We start from the raw sequence: 16,457 nt of genomic DNA on the forward strand, positions 1-16,457 counted from the left end.
GCGGTACCCCGTCTGAACTGCGCATTGGCGTGGTGAGGTTGTACAGAAGACTAGCGGCGCGCCTCGGCCACCGCGAGTCGAACCACCCGAATGCCGCCGATCCGGTTCCCGCCGGGCACACCGGTGACGTGTCCCCATGTGACGTCGGTGAACCGGAGGGGACGGCGGTGACTCAGGAGTCGCCACCGAACCTGTACTGTGCCGCCAGATCGCGCACGACGGTCCGCATCGCGTCGACGTCCGGGCCCGCCCGGAGGACGTGCCGCGAGACGTTGACCAGGGTGTGCGGCAGCGCGGGCCCGGCGATCCTCCTGACGTCCTCGAGCGTGCCGCCCTGCTCCCCCACGCCCGGCATGAGGACGGGCCCGTGCAGCGCGTCCAGCCGCGGCGGATCGGCGACCGTGGCCCCCACGACCACACCGAAGGGGCCGGGTGCCCCCGGGGTGGCCGTGCCGTTGCGGCGGCCCACCTCGTCGACCACCGCCTGCGCGACCGATCCCGCGGACCCGAGCGAGCGCTGCAACGGACCCGCTTCGGGGTTGGAGGTGCGGGCGAGGACGAACAGCCCTCGCCCGGTGTCCGAGGCCGCCTCGAACGCGGCGTCCAGTGATCCGACGCCGAGGTACGGCGAGACGGTGAGCGCATCACACGCGAGCGGAGAGGAATCGCGCAGCCACGCCCGGGCGTACCCGGCCATGGTCGAGCCGATGTCGCCGCGCTTGGCATCCGCGACGGACAGCGCGCCGGCCTCGCCGATCCGGTCGAGGACCTGCTCGAGGACGCCGATGCCGGCCGAGCCGTGTTCCTCGAAGAACGCGACCTGGGGTTTGACCGCCGGGACGAGGTCCGCGAACGCCTCGAGCGACCGGCGTGCGAACTCGGCGAGCCCGTCGGCGTCCGCCCCGAGTCCCCACGCCTCGAGCAGTGCGGGGTGTGGATCGATCCCCACGCACAGGTTGCCGCGGGCGGAGACCGCCGAGCGTAACCGCTCGCCGAAGGGGGCCCGGGGGGCGGAGACGGTCATCAGGAGGCGAACCCCGAGTGCAGGTCCTGCAGCGGGCTGACGGTGACGTCGCCGCGGCGTGTCGCCTCGATGCCGTGGACGGCGGCCGTGGCGCCCTGGACGGTCGTGACGCACGGGACGCGACGCGAGATGGCGGCGGAGCGGATCTCGTGTCCGTCCGCCCGGGTCCCGCCCGTCGAGGAGGCGATGTTGAGGATGAGATCCACCTCGTCGGCGTTGATGCGGTCGACGATCGTCCGGACCGCGTTGCCCTCGGCGTCCACGGGACCCGAGCCCGACTCGGAGAGCTTCGCCACGGTCTCGCACGCGATCCCGTACCGCCGCAGCATCAGAGCGGTCCCCTCGGTGGCCAGAACGGTGAACCCGAGCGCGGCGAGGCGCTGCGCGGGGAACACCATCGAGCGCTTGTCCCGGTTCGCGACCGAGACGAACACGGTGCCCGACGTGGGGAGCACCCCCTCGGCGGCGAGCTGACCCTTGGCGAAGGCGACGGCGAAGTCGGGGCCGATGCCCATGACCTCGCCGGTCGACTTCATCTCCGGGCTCAGCAGGGAGTCGACGGTGTCGCCTTCCGGGGTGCGGAAGCGGTTGAACGGGAGGACCGCCTCCTTGACCGCGACGGGCGCGTCCGCGGGCAGGGAGCCGCCGTCCCGGTCCGAGGGCAGGAGTCCCTCCTCGCGCAGCGCTGCGATGGACTCGCCCATCATGATCCGGGCGCAGGCCTTGGCCAGGTGGACGCCGGTCGCCTTGGACACGAACGGCACGGTGCGGCTGGCGCGCGGGTTGGCCTCGAGGACGTAGAGGACGTCGTCCTTGATGGCGTACTGGACGTTCATCAGGCCCTTGACGCCGATGCCGAAGGCGAGTGCCTCGCTCGAACGGCGGACACGGTCGATGTCGTCCTGGCCGAGGGTGATCGGCGGGAGTGCGCAGGCGGAGTCGCCGGAGTGGATGCCGGCCTCCTCGATGTGCTCCATCACGCCACCGAGGTAGACCTCGGTGCCGTCACACAGGATGTCGACGTCGATCTCGACGGCGTCGTCGAGGAAGCGGTCCACCAGGACCGGACGGTCCGGGCTGATCTCGGTCGCCCGGTCGATGTAGGAGCGAAGTGAGGCCTCGTCGTAGACGATCTCCATACCCCGGCCGCCCAGCACGTAGGACGGGCGCACGAGAACGGGGTAGCCGATGTCCGCGGCGATGGTCGTGGCCTCCTCCGCGTTGATCGCGGTGCCGAACGCGGGGGCGGGCAGGCCGGCGCGGACCAGCACCTCGCCGAACTCGCGGCGGTCCTCGGCCAGGTCGATGGCGGACGGGCTGGTGCCGACGATCGGCACCCCGGCCTCCTCGAGCTGGGCGGCCAGGCCGAGCGGGGTCTGCCCGCCGAGCTGGACGAGGACGCCCGCGACCGTTCCCGACTCGGACTCGGCGTGGTAGACCTCCATGACGTCCTCGAACGTGAGCGGCTCGAAGTAGAGGCGGTCCGCCGTGTCGTAGTCGGTCGAGACGGTCTCCGGGTTGCAGTTGACCATGACGGTCTCGTAGCCGGCCTCGGACAGGGTCAGGGCGGCGTGCACGCACGAGTAGTCGAACTCGATGCCCTGGCCGATCCGGTTGGGACCGGAGCCCAGGATGATGACCTTCTCCCGCTCCGTCTGCGGCGTGACCTCCGACTCGGCGGCGGGGTCGAGCTCGTAGGTGGAGTAGTGGTACGGGGTCTTGGCCTCGAACTCGGCCGCGCAGGTGTCGACGGTCTTGTAGACGGGGCGCACCCCCAGGCGGTGCCGAAGGCGCTGCACGCCCTCGGCCCCGGCGAACTCGGGGCGCAGCGCCGCGATCTGGGCGTCGGACAGCCCGTTGTGCTTGGCGCGACGCAGCAGGGGCTCGTCGACGACCGGGGCGTCGATGATCTCCTGACGCAGCTCGACCAGCGCGGCGACCTCGTCGACGAACCACGGGTCGATGCCCGAGGCCTCGTGCACCTGCTCGACCGTGGCGCCCAGGCGCAGCGCGAGCTCGACGTCGTACATGCGTCCCTCGGTCGGGCGACGCAGATCGTCGAGGACCGCCGTGACGTCGGTCGAACGCCCCGGGGCGATGACCTCGTCGGGCAGGGTCCAGAAGCCGGCGGCCTTGGTCTCGAGCGAGCGCATGACCTTGCCGAGCGCCTCGCGGTAGTTGCGGCCGAGGCTCATGGCCTCGCCCACCGACTTCATCGTGGTGGTGAGGGTGTCGTCGGCACCCGGGAACTTCTCGAACGCGAAACGCGGGGCCTTGACGACGACGTAGTCGAGGGTCGGCTCGAAGCACGCCGGGGTCTCCCCCGTGATGTCGTTGGTGATCTCGTCGAGCGAGTAGCCGATCGCGAGGCGGGCCGCGATCTTGGCGATCGGGAAGCCGGTGGCCTTGGAGGCCAGCGCCGACGAGCGTGACACGCGGGGGTTCATCTCGATCACGACGATGCGGCCGTCGACCGGGTTGACGGCGAACTGGATGTTGCAGCCGCCGGTGTCGACGCCGACCTCGCGGATGATGGCGATGCCGAGGTCGCGCATGTTCTGGAACTCGCGGTCGGTCAGCGTCATCGACGGCGCGACCGTCACGGAGTCGCCGGTGTGCACGCCGAGGGCGTCCACGTTCTCGATCGAGCACACGACGACGACGTTGTCCTTGTTGTCGCGCATGAGCTCGAGCTCGAACTCCTTCCACCCGAGGATGGACTCCTCGATGAGGACGTTCGCGGTGGGCGAGGCCGACAGTCCGCCACCGGCGATCCGCTCGAGGTCCTCGGTGGTGAAGGCGAGGCCGGAACCGAGGCCGCCCATGGTGAACGACGGGCGGACGACGACGGGCAGGCCGAGCTCGGCGACCGTCGCGTGGACCTCCTCCATCGTGTGGCACACGGCGCTGCGCGCGGACTCGCCGCCCACACTGGCGACGATGTCCTTGAAGGTCTGCCGGTCCTCGCCGCGGTTGATCGCGGGGATGTCGGCGCCGATGAGCTCCACACCGTGCTTGGTGAGGATCCCCTGGGCGTCGAGCTGCATGGCGGCGTTGAGCGCGGTCTGCCCGCCCAGCGTCGCGAGGACCGCGTCGACGGGATGGCCCTGCTCGGCCTCGCGGACGAAGATCTTGTCGATGTACTCGGGAGTGATCGGTTCGACGTAGGTCGCGTCGGCGAACTCGGGGTCGGTCATGATCGTGGCCGGATTGGAGTTGACCAGCGTGACGCGCAGCCCCTCCGACTTGAGCACACGGCACGCCTGGGTCCCGGAGTAGTCGAACTCACTGGCCTGGCCGATGACGATCGGGCCGGAGCCGATGACGAGGACGTGGTTGATGTCTGTGCGCCGGGGCATCAGTTCGAGCCCTTTCTGGAGTCTGCGGAGCCGGTGTCGGAGGAGGCGAGCAGGCTGACGAAGCGGTCGAACAGGTCCGCCGCGTCGCGGGGGCCCGCGGCCGCCTCGGGGTGGTACTGGACGGAGAACGCGCTGCCGTCGGTGAGGGCGACGCCCTCGACGGTGCCGTCGTTGGCGCACACGTGGGTGACCGTCGCGGTCCCCCACGGGGTCTCCCAGGTGTCGTTCTCGGGGGCGCGGAGGGCGAACCCGTGGTTCTGCGAGGTGATGGCCACGGAGCCGGTGGCCTTCTCGATCACCGGGATGTTGGTGCCGCGGTGACCGAACCGCATCTTGTACGTGTCCAGACCCAGGGCGCGCCCGAGGATCTGGTTGCCGAAGCAGATGCCGAAGAACGGGATGCCCTGGCCGAGGACCTCCTTGGTGAGGTGCACGGCGGAGTCGGCGGTCGCCGGGTCGCCGGGCCCGTTGGACAGGAAGACGCCGTCGACGTCGAGGTCGAGGACGTCCTGGAGGGTCGAGCCGGCGGGGATCACGTGGACCCGGACGCCCCGCGCCGCGAGCATCCGCGGCGTGTTGGACTTGATGCCCAGGTCGAGGGCGGCGACCGAGAATCGGGCCTCGCCCTCCGGCTCGACCACGTACGGCGCGGAGGTGGTGACCTCCTCGGACAGCGACGCGCCGGCCATGGACTCCTGGGCGCGGACCGCGGCGAGCATGGTCTCGTCGTCGGAGAGATCCGCGCCGGAGAAGATGCCGGCCTTCATCGCACCTCGCTCGCGGATGTGGCGGACGACCGCGCGGGTGTCGATCCCCGCGATGCCGACGACGCCCTGGGCGACCATCTCCTCTTCGAGCGTGCGCGTGGAGCGATGGTTGGAGGCGCGGCGCGACAGGTCGCGGATGACCAGGCCCGCGACCCAGATGCGGCCGCCGCCGACCTCGCCGTCGAGCAGCGACTCGCCGTCCTCGTCGTTCCAGCCGGTGTTGCCGATCTGGGGCGCGGTGGTCACGACGATCTGTCGACAGTAGGACGGATCGGTGAGGGTCTCCTGGTACCCGGACATACCGGTGGTGAACACCGCCTCACCGAGCGTGGTGCCGGTGGCGCCGAAGGCCTGCCCCCGGTGGATACGCCCGTCCTCGAGGACGAGTGCGACGGGCTCGCCGACCCCCTGTCGCGCGGGCGTGGTGCTGTGCGATGTCACTGCTTCTCCTCGGTGGTGGAGTCGGTATCGGGGGTGGGGGCGGCGTCACCGCGCAGTGCCTCCCAGCGGGGGTAGCCGTCCTTGTCGTCGGCCCGGAAGCCCGAGTCGACGAGGGTGCGGCCGTCCGCGCCGGTGACCTGCCAGCGGGCGACGAGGATGCCGCCGCCGGGCACGGTCTTGTTGGCCAGTGCCGAGGCGCGGCGCACGTCGACGAGGTCGTGGCGCGGGATCCAGATGGTGGCGTCGGCGAGGTCGAGTCGCAGGCCGTCGGCGTGGGCGGTGAGGGTGCCGGCCGAGCGGTGCCCGAGCGGCGGGCGGGCGATCCTGGCCTGCCAGTCGCCCGCGATGGTGCTGCCGATGTACACGCCGGACAGCGGACCCAACACGATCTCGCCCGGGTCGGCGGGCGGTGCCGGCAGGTCGTCGAACAGACCCGCCTGGGATCGGCTCCGGTTCCGCCAGCCGACCGTCATCAGGCCGATCAGTCCGAGCAGCACGGCGATGACGACGATGACGGTCCAGGTGTCCTGGGTCATGCGAGTACCTCTCCGTCGCGGGTGGTCAGTCGGCCCCGGTACACGGTGCCGACGACCCTCGCCGCGAACGTCATTCCCTCGTAGGGGGTGTTGGCGGACAGACTTGCGAGCTCCTCGCCGACGACGGTCCACGGGGAGTCGGGGTCGACGACGGCGAGGTTGGCCGGCTCCCCCACCGCGATCGGCCGCCCCTGGTCCGACAGGCCGGCGATCTCGGCGGGCCGGGTGCTCATGACGCGGGCGAGGTCCCGCCAGGTCATGTCCCCGGTCTCGACCAGCAGTGCGGCGACGATGGGCAGGGCGGTCTCGAGGCCGAGCATGCCGGGACGGGCGGCGGCGAACTCGCAGCACTTCTCCTGGGCCGCGTGCGGGGCGTGGTCGGTGGCGACGCAGTCGATCACCCCGGAGATCAGGGCCTCGCGCAGTGCCGCTGCGTCGTGCGCCTCGCGCAGCGGCGGGTTGACGCGGTACACGCCGTCGTACGACTCGAGTCGCGAGTCGTCCAACAGCAGGTGGTGCGGCGTGACCTCGGCGGTGATCGAGATGCCCTGCGCCTTGGCCCACCGCAGCAGCTCGACGGTGCCGGTGGTGGAGGCGTGGCAGATGTGCACGCGGGCACCGGCGTCGCGGGCGAGGATCGCGTCGCGGGCGACGATCGACTCCTCGGCCGAGCGCGGCCAGCCGGTGAGCCCGAGGCGCGCCGCGGTGGGTCCATCGTGGGCCACGGCCCCACGGGTCAGTCGCGGCTCCTCCGCGTGCTGCGCGATGAGCACGCCGAGACCGGCCGAGTACTCGAGGGCACGGCGCATCACCAGCGGGTCGTACACGCACATGCCGTCGTCGGAGAAGACCCGTACGCGGGCCGCCCCCGAGGCCATCTGCCCCATCTCGGTGAGCTGCTCCCCGGCGAGCCCGACGGTGACCGCGCCGACGGGGTGCACGTCGCACAGACCGACCTCGCGGCCGATCCTGAAGACCGAGTCGGTGACGGTCTGGTTGTCCTGCGGGGGCTGGGTGTTGGCCATCGCGAACACCGCGGTATAGCCGCCGCGGGCGGCGGCGGCCGACCCGGTCGCGATGGTCTCGGTGTCCTCGCGGCCGGGCTCGCGCAGATGGGTGTGCAGATCGACGAACCCGGGCAGCAGGACAGCACCGTCGAAGTCGAGGACCTCGACGGCCTCCCCACCGTCCGTGGCATCGGCGGTACCGGCCCCGACGTGGGCGCCGGCGTCGTCACCGATCGCCGCGATCCGGCCGTCCCGGACGAGGACGTCCACCGGGTCGCCCTCCCCGTAGGGGCGTACCCGACGAAGCAGCAGGGTAGGCGCAGTATGGGCGCTCACTCGGGGTTTCCTTCCGTTCCGACCAGGGCGTGCAGCAGGACCGACATGCGGACGTGCACCCCGTTGGTGACCTGCTGGAGGATCGCGGACGACGGCGCGTCGGCGGTGTCGAAGCCGATCTCCATGCCGCGGACCATCGGACCCGGGTGCAGGACGACGACGTCCTCCCCGAGCCGGGCCGCGCGGGCGGGTCCGAGTCCGTAGCGCACCGCGTACTCGCGGGCGGACGGGAAGAACCCGCCGTTCATCCGCTCGGCCTGGACGCGCAGCATCATGACGGCGTCCGCGCCGTCCAGCTCGGCGTCGAGATCGGTGGAGGCGCGGACCGGCCAGGACTCCACGCCCACCGGCAACAGCGTGGGCGGGGCGACGAGGACGACCTCCGCGCCCAGCGTCGACAACAGCAGAGCGTTGGACCGGGCGACCCGCGAGTGCAGGATGTCGCCGACGATCACCACGCGGCGTCCCTCGACGCCCCCCAGCCGCTCGCGCAGGGTCATGGCGTCGAGCAGTGCCTGGGTGGGGTGCTCGTGCATGCCGTCACCGGCGTTGATGACCGACGGGCCCGCCCCTCCGGGGGCGACCCAGCCGGCGATCTGCTGCGCCGCACCCGAGGCGGGGTGGCGGACGATAAGGGCATCGGCACCGATGGCGGTGAGGGTCAACGCGGTGTCGCGGAGCGACTCGCCCTTCTGGACGGAGGACGCGCTCGCCGAGACGTTGATGACGTCAGCGCTCATCCATTTGCCGGCGGTCTCGAAGGACACGCGGGTCCGGGTGGAGTTCTCATAGAACACCGTCAGCACCGTCTTGCCGCGCAGCGTCGGCAACTTGCGGACCTCGCGACCGAGGAGTGCCTCCTTCAGTCGCGCCGCCTCGTCGAGAATCGACAGCGCCGCGTCCCGGTCGAGGTCGGCCGCCGAGAGCAGGTGCTTCATCGCGTCCTCTCCGGGTCGGGCCGCCGCAGGAACACGGCGTCGGTGCCGTCGATCTCGGTGAGCCGCACCGACACGCCCTCCTCCCGGGAGGTCGGGACGTTCTTGCCCACGTAGTCGGCGCGGATGGGCAGCTCGCGGTGACCGCGGTCGACGAGGACCGCGAGCTGCACGCGCGCGGGCCGCCCGAGATCACGGAGCGCGTCGAACGCGGCCCGGATGGTGCGGCCCGAGAACAGTACGTCGTCGACGAGGATGACCGTGGCCCCGTCGATCCCCTGCCCCGGGACCTTGGTGGGGCCCAGGGGCCGGTGCGGACCGCCCGCGAGATCGTCACGGTAGAGCGTGACGTCGAGTGACCCGGCGTGGACCTCGGCCCCGCTGAACTCGCGGATCCGCTCGGCGAGGCGAGCGGCCAGCGGCACGCCCCGGGTCGGGATGCCGAGCAGCACCACGGGGCCCGAGCCGGGCGCGTCCGCAGCGGTGCGTTCGATGATCTGATGTGCCAGGCGGGACACCGTCCTGGCGACGTCGTCGGACGTGAAGAGTGACACCGAGTTCGTCTCCGAACCGTCAGCGCTCACCGATCACCACCTCCTTGTCCGCCTCGCTGGACGGCTCGTTAAAGGGATAGCTTTCGGACCTGAACTCTATCAGCCGGCCGCGCCCGTCCCCGGATCGTCGGACGTGGCCTGCGACACGTCGGGCCCACCGGTGTCGCCGACGTCCGGTCCGTCGGGGCCGTCCAGACTCGACACGGCCCGCTCGGCGGCCCGGATGTGCTGGGCCAGCCCGGCCACCCGGTCGAGGACCGCGTTGACGTACGGCACCGACTTCTCCGCGGACAGGTCCGACACCAACAGGACCGCCTGGTCGATCACCACCGCCGCGTCCACCTCGTCGGAGCCGAAGAGCAGCTCCCACGCGGCCGCACGGAGCACCGCGCGGTCGACGGCGGGCAGCCGCTCGAGCGTCCACTCCCGCAGGTGCTCGGAGATCGTCGAGTCCAGCCGGTCGAGCCGCTCGGCGACGCCGGTGACGATCTCCATGGTGTACGGCGCGACGTCGTGGAACTCCTGGGACTCCTCCCCCATCCGGCGGCGCTCCTCGGCGAGCTGCACGACGTCGGCGTCCCGCAGTTCGGCCTCGAAGAGCAGGGAGACGGCACGCCTGCGCGCCCGGTACCGAGCTCCTCGGCGCCGGTGGTCGACCTCGTCCGCCATGATCAGTCGTTCACCCGGCTGAGGTAGTGGCCGTCACGGGTGTCGATGCGCAGCTTGTCGCCGGTGTTGATGAACAGCGGGACCTGCACCTCGGCGCCGGTCTCGAGGGTGGCGGGCTTGGTGCCACCGGTGGAGCGGTCACCCTGGAGGCCGGGATCGGTGTGCTGCACGATCAGGTCCACGGCGACCGGCATCTCGGCGAACAGCGGGACGCCCTCGTTGAACGAGACCTGGACGGTGGTGTTCTCGAGCAGGAAACGCGCGCCGTCGCCCATGACGGCCGGGCTGACGTTGATCTGCTCGTAGTCCTGCTCGTCCATGAGGACGTAGTCCTCACCGTCGCGGTACAGGAACGTCATGTCGCGGCGGTCGACCGTCGCGATCTCGACCTTGACGCCGGCGCTGAACGTCTTGTCGACGTTCTTCCCGGTGACGACGTTCTTCAGCTTCGTCCGCACGAACGCCGGGCCCTTACCGGGCTTGACGTGCTGGAATTCGACGATCTGCCACAGCTGCCCCTCCTCTTTGAGGACGAGGCCGTTCTTGAAGTCGGCGGTGGACGCCATAGTCGGTACTCCTTCGGGAAAGTCGTCGGGCGGGACGCCGGTGGGGGCGCCGCGCACGTGGTCGTGGGCAGACCACTCGGGGCGTGCTGGTGGTCAGAGCGCCCTGAGAGCCTTCGACGTGGTGGTCAGGGACCTCCCGCCACCTCCGGTGACGGCCACGGTGTCCTCGATCCGGATCCCGCCGAGACCCGGGAGGTAGATCCCCGGCTCGATGGTGATCACATCGCCGTCGGACAGTGTACTCGTGGACCTCGTCGACACCGCGGGCGCTTCGTGCACGTCCAGGCCCACCCCGTGGCCCAGCGAGTGGCCGAAGTGGTCGCCGAACCCGGCGTCGTCGATGATGCCCCGGCTCACCGCGTCGAGGTCCGCGCACCCCATCCCCTCGCGCACCGCCCCCACGCCGGCCAGCTGCGCACGCAGGACGACGTCGTAGGCGTCCAGCAGCCGATCCGGGGCGGTGCCCAGCGCGACCGTGCGGGTGCAGTCCGACGCGTAGCCGGAGACGGTGGCGCCGAAGTCGACCACCACGAGGTCGCCGTCGGCGAGCGCCCGGTCGCCCGGCACGTGGTGCGGGTGCGCTCCGTTGGGGCCGGAGGCGACGATCGTCTCGAACGCCACTCCGTCCGATCCCGCCCGCCGCATCGCGTGTTCGAGGTCGGCCGCGACCTCCCGCTCGGTGCGGCCCACGGCGATGGCACCGGCGTTCACCAGGTGTGTCCACGCCTCGTCGACCACGCCGCAGGCGCGCTCGATGAGCGCCAGCTCCTCGGGGTCCTTGGCGCGGCGCACCTGCTCCACGAGGCCGCTGGTCTCGACGATGCGGGTGGCCGCTCCCCCGGTGTCCGCGAGCGCGCGGCGGAGGGCGGACGCCGCCGACAGCGTCATGTGCTCGGCCTCCACGGCGAGCGGGGCGTCCGCGGGGCCGCGGCGACGCCCGAGCACGCCGGAGACGTACTCCCGCGAGATCACGTGCCCCACGTCCGGGGCCTGCTCGACCACCTGGAGTTCGTACCGCGAATCCGTGCAGAGCACCGCCTCGCCGTCGTCGTCCACCAACGCGACGCCACCGGACCCGCGGAACCCGGTCAGGTAGGCGATGTTGCGCGGATCGGTGACCAACAGGCCCTGCGCGCCGACGTCCGCGAGGGCGACGGCCAGGGCCTTCCGGCGGCGGGCGAGTCGCTCGATCACAGGAGGATCCCCCCACCGCTGGGGGCACGGCCCTCGGAGATGGTGGCGTAGGCGGCCGTCATCAGCGACGGGTCCGGGGCCTCCATCCGGGAGGGGCGCGCGAGCCCGTCCAGCACCACCAGCCGCAGGAAGCCGGAGTGGTTCTTCTTATCCCCGGCCATGAGCTCGAGCAGGCGCGGGAACGCGTCCGGGTCGTACCCGGTCGGCAGGCCGAGCGAGGCCAGGACCGAGGAATGGCGATCGGCCGTCGCGTCGTCGAGGCGACCGGCGAGCCTCGCGAGCTCCGCGACGAAGCACATGCCCACGCTGATCGCGGCGCCGTGACGCCAGCGGTACTGCTCGCGACGCTCGACCGCGTGGCCGAGGGTGTGCCCGTAGTTGAGGATCTCCCTCAGGCCCGACTCCTTGAGGTCCTGCCCCACGACGTCGGCCTTGACCTGCACGCTGCGGCGGATCAGCTCGACGATCGTGTCCCCGGACGGGTCCAGCGCCGCCTCCGGGTCGGCCTCGATGAGGTCGAGGATCACGGGGTCGGCGATGAAGCCGCACTTGACCACCTCGGCCATGCCCGAGACCAACTCGTTGCGGGGAACGGACTCCAGGGTGGCCGTATCGATGAACACCGCCGCCGGCTCGTGGAAGCTGCCCACCAGGTTCTTGCCCGCGTCCGTGTTGATGCCGGTCTTGCCGCCGACGGCCGCGTCGACCATCGCCAGCAGCGTCGTGGGGATGTGCACCACCCGCACGCCCCGCATCCACGTGGCGGCGACGAAGCCGGCGAGGTCGGTGGCGGCCCCGCCGCCCAGGCTGACGATCGTGTCCTTGCGGTTGAGCCCGATCTGCCCGAGGACGTCCCAGCAGAACCCGGCCACGGCGAGGTCCTTCCCCGCCTCGGCGTCGGGGATCTCGATCCGGTGGGCGTCCACCCCCGCCTCGGCGAGCTTCTCGCGCAGCGTCTCGGCCGTCTGCGCCAACGGCGGCTGGTAGAAGATCGCGACGGTCCGCGAGGACGAGCACTCCTCGAGGATCTCCGGCAGCAGCCCGCGGCCGATCACCACGGGATACGGGTCCGCGGCGCGCACCTCCACGACGACGGGGTCGCTGGTGTTCGGATCCTGGTTCATCTGTCGCTCCCGCTCATCGATCGTCTCCGCACGCGTGTGCGCGTCCTCACCATCATCTCGTCCGGCCGCCGGCGCCCCGCGGATGCGGGTCGCCGGAGTCGAGCCTGTCGACGATGTCCGACACCACCTTGCCCGAACTGCGTCGCTCGGTGCTCACGGTCGTCCAGGCCACCTCCCGGTACAGGGGTGCCCGCTCGGTGAGCAGTGCCTGGTACCGCGCGGTGACGTCACCGCCGGACAGCAGTGGGCGACCCGGTCCCTGGGAACGGCGCACGCCCTCGGCGACGCCGATCGTGAGGTGGACGACCCGGTGCCCGCGCAGCCGCTCCCGTGTCACCGGGGATAACACCGCGCCCCCGCCGAGGGAGAGCACCCCGCCGAAGGTGGTGAGAGCCTCGCCGATGATCCGCTCCTCGATCTCGCGGAAGGCGGGCTCACCGTCGGAGGCGAAGATCTCGGGGATACTCCGGCCCTCGGCCTCCTCGATCAGGTGATCGGCGTCCAGGAACGGCAGCTCGAGACGTCGGGCGAGTTTGCGGCCGATGGTGGTCTTCCCGGCGCCGGGCGGGCCCACGAGCACCGCGACCGGACGTGCCGGGCCGCTCATACCTCGTCCGTCGCCCAGTCCAGACGCTCGGCGACCGCGTCGAGGTACCCCTCGGCGTTGCGGCGGGTCTCCGCCAGCGAGTCGCCACCGAACTTCTGCAGTACCGCACGGGCCAGCACGAGCGCGACCATCGACTCCGCGACGACGCCCGCCGCGGGGACGGCGCACACGTCCGAGCGCTGATGGATCGCCGTGGCCGCCGACCCGTCCTCCATGTCGACCGTCGCGAGGGCACGTGGAACGGTCGAGATGGGCTTCATCGCCGCCCGCACCCGCAGGGGCTGGCCGTTGGTCATGCCGCCCTCGAGTCCGCCCGCGCGGTTACTGCGGCGCTCGACGCCGTCCGCACCCCGGACCATCTCGTCATGGGCGACGCTGCCGCGCCGGCGGGCCGTCTCGAACCCGTCACCGACCTCGACGCCCTTGATGGCCTGGATCCCCATGAGGGCGCCGGCGAGCTGGGCGTCGAGACGCTCCTCGCCCGACACGTGCGACCCGAGTCCGATCGGGAGCCCGTGGACGACGACCTCGACCACGCCCCCGAGGGTGTCACCGGCCTTCTTGGCGGCCTCGATCTCGGCGATCATCGAGTCCGCGGCGGCGGCGTCGAACGCGCGCACCGGGCTGGCGTCGATCGCCTGGAGATCGGCGAACGTCGGCTCGGGGCCCACGTAGGGCTCCGAGGCGCCGATGGAGATGACGTGGGACAGCACCTCCACGCCGAGGACGTCGCGGAGCACACCGCGGGCGACCGTCCCCGCCGCGACGCGGGCGGCGGTCTCACGCGCGCTGGCCCGCTCGAGGACCATCCGGGCGTCGTCGAAGTCGTACTTGAGCATCCCGGAGAAGTCCGCGTGACCGGGCCGCGGGCGGGTCAGGCGGGCGGCGCGGGCCTTGTCGTCGATCTCCTCGGGGTTTACGGGGTCCGCCGACATGATCTGTTCCCACTTGGGCCACTCGGTGTTACCGACCTCGATCGCCACCGGCGATCCCATGGTGCGACCGTGCCGGACGCCGCCCAGCACGCGCACGGCGTCGGCCTCGAACTTCATGCGCGCACCGCGGCCGTAGCCGAGGCGGCGGCGGGCGAGTTGCGCGGCGATCTGCTCGCTCGTCACCTCGACGCCCGCGATGACGCCCTCGACGATCGTCACGAGGGCCTGGCCGTGCGATTCTCCGGCAGTGGTCCACTTCAGCACGTCGCCGATCATCCCACGACCGGGTGGGCGGGGGCACATCAGGCCCGTCGAGGCGCCGCGTCGACGAGCACCGGGTGCCCCTCGCCGCGCGCGCCGGCGCTACCGCCCGAGGGCCCGCGCGAGTGCCGCGGCCATCTCGGCCCGCGGCGCGGGCCTGCCCGTGAACAACTCGACCTGACCGAAGGCCTGGTTGAGCAGCATGACGTCACCGCCCACCACCGGTACCCCCGCGGCGGAGGCGGCCGCCCCGGCCACGGTCGGCCAGGGGTCGTAGAGCACGTCGAAGAGCCGGCGGGCGCGGGACACGAGGTCGGTGAGGTCCCGGATCCCGGGCTCGGGGACGGTGTTGACCAGCACGTCCGCGGCCTCGATCTCGCCGGGCAGCGACGCGTCGGTCAGCAGCACCGTGCTGATGTCCAGTCCGAGGGCGCGTCCGCATTCCGCGGCCGGGCCGGCGTTGTCGCGGCGGGAGGCCAGGACGACCCGGGTCGCGCCGGCCGCGGCCAGGCCCGCCAGGACGGGCCGGGCGGTGCCGCCCACGCCGAGGAGGACCGCCGTCGGCGCGGCGGGCAGGTCGCCGAACTCGGCCAGGGCCCCGGTGACCCCGTCGACGTCCGTGCAGTCGGCGTACCAACCGCCGCTGCGCCGCACGAGGGTGTTGGCGCTGCCGACGATGCGGGCGCGGTCGCTGACCTCGCTGGCGTGCGCGAGGGCGGCGAACTTCCCGGGCATCGTGACCGAGTATCCGATCCGGTGGGCCGGCGAGGAGTCGACCAGGGACGGCAGGCGGTCGGCGTCGCAGTCGATGCGCTCGTAGGTCCAGTCGTCCAGCCCGAGGGCGCGGTAGGCGGCGCCGTGCAGGACCGGGGAGAGAGAGTGGTCCACCGGGTGCCCGAGTACGGCCGCCGACCGCGGCCCGGCGCCGGCGGACAAGGGATCAGCGTCCACTTGCCAGGACCCCGTTGGCGATCGCCTCGCTCTGGTTGCGCTCGTGTTCGGGGTACTCGTCGGCGAAGCGGGTGGTCCCCTGCATGTCCACCGTGACGAAGTACTTCCACTGCCCGTCGGCCGGGTTCTCCATGGCGCGGAGCGCCTCGAGTCCGGGTGAGCCGATGGGCCCATAGGGGAGGCCGTCCATGGCGTAGGTGTTCCACGGGGTCCGGGCGGCCCGGTCGGCGTCAGTGGTGGCGATCTCCTGATCGGCGAGAGCGTAGTTCACGGTGGAGTCGAACTGCAGCCGCATGGGTTCGGCGAGGCGGTTGAGGATGACCCGGGCGACCTTGTCGAAGTCCTGCGGCAGACCTTCCTTCTCCACCAGCGAGGCCGCGGTGACCACCTGGTACGGGGTCAGGCCGATCCGCTGGGCCGCCGGGACCAGACCGGTCTCGTCATAGGCGGCGGTGGAGGTCTCGATGAGGTGCCGCAGGATGTCGACGGGCTCGGAGCGGGGGTCGATGGTGTGGACGCCCGGCCGGATGAGGCCCTCGAGTCGGCGCACCGGGTCCGGGGCGGCCCGGACCTCGTTGATCGCCCAGTCGGGGACGCCCAGCACCGCGGGGTCGGCCTGGGCGGCGGCGTCCACGATCTCCTGGGGCTGTCGACACGCCGGGGCCTCGTCCGGCGCGTCGAGGTCGCGCAGGCAGGTGGCGTCGGCGATCAGGGTGAAGATCCCCTTCTCGGTGCCGCCGCCCACGACGACCGTGTCCAGGAGCCGGCCGCCGGGCTTGACGTCGACCATCCCGACGCGGTTCCGCGGGTCCGACAGCGCCTCGACGGCGGCGGCCGCGCTCATCTCCTGACGCACCTGGTAGTAGCCGGGCTGGATGCCCTCGACGGGCGTGCCGGCCGCGGCGCCGGTGAAGGCCCGGGTACTGGCGACCGTGCCGATCTCGTAGAGGCGGTCCCCCACGACGCCCAGGGTGTCGCCCGGCTCGACGTGCAGGAGAGCGTTGCCGCTGCCCTCTCCCTCGTGGTCGGGAGCGGCGGCGACCTCGGTGTTGAGATTGCGGTAGACCATGAAGCCGAAGGCGAGGACCACCCCGATCACGGCCGCCAGGAGGAGGAACCTGGTGGTGCCGCTCGTGCGTGAGCGTCCTCGTGCCGCAGACATGGTGCTCCTCGGTCAGGGTTGAAGGGGAG

At 71.8% G+C, this 16,457-nt stretch carries 15 protein-coding genes; all 15 read right to left on the reverse strand.

The features are described from left to right. Positions 1 to 172 precede the first annotated feature (172 nt). Entirely contained in the window at positions 173 to 1,024 is an 852-nt protein-coding gene (gene pyrF / locus DCI01S_RS07585) for an orotidine-5'-phosphate decarboxylase (protein ID WP_061228657.1), read from the reverse strand. Beyond that, positions 1,024 to 4,383: a carbamoyl-phosphate synthase large subunit gene (gene carB, locus DCI01S_RS07590; protein ID WP_061228658.1), complete on the reverse strand. Its 3,360-nt coding sequence runs from the start codon at positions 4,381 to 4,383 to the stop codon at positions 1,024 to 1,026. Before carB ends, pyrF begins: the two co-directional genes overlap by 1 nt. Then, a complete protein-coding gene (gene carA / locus DCI01S_RS07595) occupies positions 4,383 to 5,591 on the reverse strand; it encodes a glutamine-hydrolyzing carbamoyl-phosphate synthase small subunit (protein ID WP_061228659.1) in 1,209 nt (402 codons plus the stop codon). Before carA ends, carB begins: the two co-directional genes overlap by 1 nt. Then, positions 5,588 to 6,127 carry a PH-like domain-containing protein gene (locus tag DCI01S_RS07600; protein ID WP_061228660.1) on the reverse strand — a complete coding sequence of 180 codons (540 nt, stop codon included), beginning with the start codon at positions 6,125 to 6,127 and terminating at the stop codon, positions 5,588 to 5,590. The genes carA and DCI01S_RS07600 overlap by 4 nt, the downstream gene beginning before the upstream one ends. After that, positions 6,124 to 7,470: a dihydroorotase gene (locus DCI01S_RS07605; protein ID WP_061228661.1), complete on the reverse strand. Its 1,347-nt coding sequence runs from the start codon at positions 7,468 to 7,470 to the stop codon at positions 6,124 to 6,126. The genes DCI01S_RS07600 and DCI01S_RS07605 overlap by 4 nt, the downstream gene beginning before the upstream one ends. Further along, positions 7,467 to 8,408 carry an aspartate carbamoyltransferase catalytic subunit gene (locus DCI01S_RS07610; RefSeq protein WP_061228662.1) on the reverse strand — a complete coding sequence of 314 codons (942 nt, stop codon included), beginning with the start codon at positions 8,406 to 8,408 and terminating at the stop codon, positions 7,467 to 7,469. Before DCI01S_RS07610 ends, DCI01S_RS07605 begins: the two co-directional genes overlap by 4 nt. Next, on the reverse strand, positions 8,405 to 8,989 hold the full coding sequence (pyrR, locus tag DCI01S_RS07615) for a bifunctional pyr operon transcriptional regulator/uracil phosphoribosyltransferase PyrR (protein ID WP_061228663.1): 585 nt from the start codon (positions 8,987 to 8,989) through the stop codon (positions 8,405 to 8,407). Before pyrR ends, DCI01S_RS07610 begins: the two co-directional genes overlap by 4 nt. A gap of 69 nt (positions 8,990 to 9,058) precedes the next feature. Then, positions 9,059 to 9,628: a transcription antitermination factor NusB gene (nusB, locus tag DCI01S_RS07620; RefSeq protein ID WP_061228664.1), complete on the reverse strand. Its 570-nt coding sequence runs from the start codon at positions 9,626 to 9,628 to the stop codon at positions 9,059 to 9,061. 2 nt (positions 9,629 to 9,630) lie between these two features. Beyond that, on the reverse strand, positions 9,631 to 10,194 hold the full coding sequence (gene efp / locus DCI01S_RS07625; protein WP_007631945.1) for an elongation factor P: 564 nt from the start codon (positions 10,192 to 10,194) through the stop codon (positions 9,631 to 9,633). Positions 10,195 to 10,287: 93 nt separating this feature from the next. Continuing rightward, the gene (locus DCI01S_RS07630; RefSeq protein ID WP_061228665.1) at positions 10,288 to 11,388 is read right to left on the reverse strand and encodes a M24 family metallopeptidase; all 1,101 of its coding nucleotides are present in this window, start codon (positions 11,386 to 11,388) and stop codon (positions 10,288 to 10,290) included. Continuing rightward, entirely contained in the window at positions 11,385 to 12,512 is a 1,128-nt protein-coding gene (gene aroB / locus DCI01S_RS07635) for a 3-dehydroquinate synthase (protein WP_061228666.1), read from the reverse strand. Before aroB ends, DCI01S_RS07630 begins: the two co-directional genes overlap by 4 nt. A 52-nt stretch (positions 12,513 to 12,564) precedes the next feature. After that, the gene (locus DCI01S_RS07640) at positions 12,565 to 13,119 is read right to left on the reverse strand and encodes a shikimate kinase (protein WP_061228667.1); all 555 of its coding nucleotides are present in this window, start codon (positions 13,117 to 13,119) and stop codon (positions 12,565 to 12,567) included. Next, positions 13,116 to 14,330: a chorismate synthase gene (gene aroC / locus DCI01S_RS07645; protein ID WP_061228668.1), complete on the reverse strand. Its 1,215-nt coding sequence runs from the start codon at positions 14,328 to 14,330 to the stop codon at positions 13,116 to 13,118. Before aroC ends, DCI01S_RS07640 begins: the two co-directional genes overlap by 4 nt. A gap of 87 nt (positions 14,331 to 14,417) precedes the next feature. Beyond that, the gene (locus DCI01S_RS07650; protein WP_061228669.1) at positions 14,418 to 15,266 is read right to left on the reverse strand and encodes a shikimate dehydrogenase; all 849 of its coding nucleotides are present in this window, start codon (positions 15,264 to 15,266) and stop codon (positions 14,418 to 14,420) included. Then, the gene (locus DCI01S_RS07655; RefSeq protein ID WP_061228670.1) at positions 15,256 to 16,428 is read right to left on the reverse strand and encodes an endolytic transglycosylase MltG; all 1,173 of its coding nucleotides are present in this window, start codon (positions 16,426 to 16,428) and stop codon (positions 15,256 to 15,258) included. Before DCI01S_RS07655 ends, DCI01S_RS07650 begins: the two co-directional genes overlap by 11 nt. Between the last annotated feature and the right edge of the window lie 29 nt (positions 16,429 to 16,457).

This window comes from Dietzia cinnamea NBRC 102147, assembly GCF_001571065.1.
In the GTDB taxonomy this organism is placed as follows: Bacteria; Actinomycetota; Actinomycetes; order Mycobacteriales; family Mycobacteriaceae; genus Dietzia; species Dietzia cinnamea.

Bases quoted from the DNA above. Each gene is read 5' to 3' on its own strand.
- DCI01S_RS07655 (WP_061228670.1), bottom strand. From the start codon at position 16,428: ATGTCTGCGGCACGAGGACGCTCACGCACGAGCGGCACCACCAGGTTC.
- efp (WP_007631945.1), bottom strand. From the start codon at position 10,194: ATGGCGTCCACCGCCGACTTCAAGAACGGCCTCGTCCTCAAAGAGGAG.
- carB (WP_061228658.1), bottom strand. From the start codon at position 4,383: ATGCCCCGGCGCACAGACATCAACCACGTCCTCGTCATCGGCTCCGGC.
- aroB (WP_061228666.1), bottom strand. From the start codon at position 12,512: ATGAACCAGGATCCGAACACCAGCGACCCCGTCGTCGTGGAGGTGCGC.
- aroC (WP_061228668.1), bottom strand. From the start codon at position 14,330: ATGATCGGCGACGTGCTGAAGTGGACCACTGCCGGAGAATCGCACGGC.
- nusB (WP_061228664.1), bottom strand. From the start codon at position 9,628: ATGGCGGACGAGGTCGACCACCGGCGCCGAGGAGCTCGGTACCGGGCG.
- DCI01S_RS07640 (WP_061228667.1), bottom strand. From the start codon at position 13,119: ATGAGCGGCCCGGCACGTCCGGTCGCGGTGCTCGTGGGCCCGCCCGGC.
- pyrF (WP_061228657.1), bottom strand. From the start codon at position 1,024: ATGACCGTCTCCGCCCCCCGGGCCCCCTTCGGCGAGCGGTTACGCTCG.
- DCI01S_RS07610 (WP_061228662.1), bottom strand. From the start codon at position 8,408: ATGAAGCACCTGCTCTCGGCGGCCGACCTCGACCGGGACGCGGCGCTG.
- DCI01S_RS07600 (WP_061228660.1), bottom strand. From the start codon at position 6,127: ATGACCCAGGACACCTGGACCGTCATCGTCGTCATCGCCGTGCTGCTC.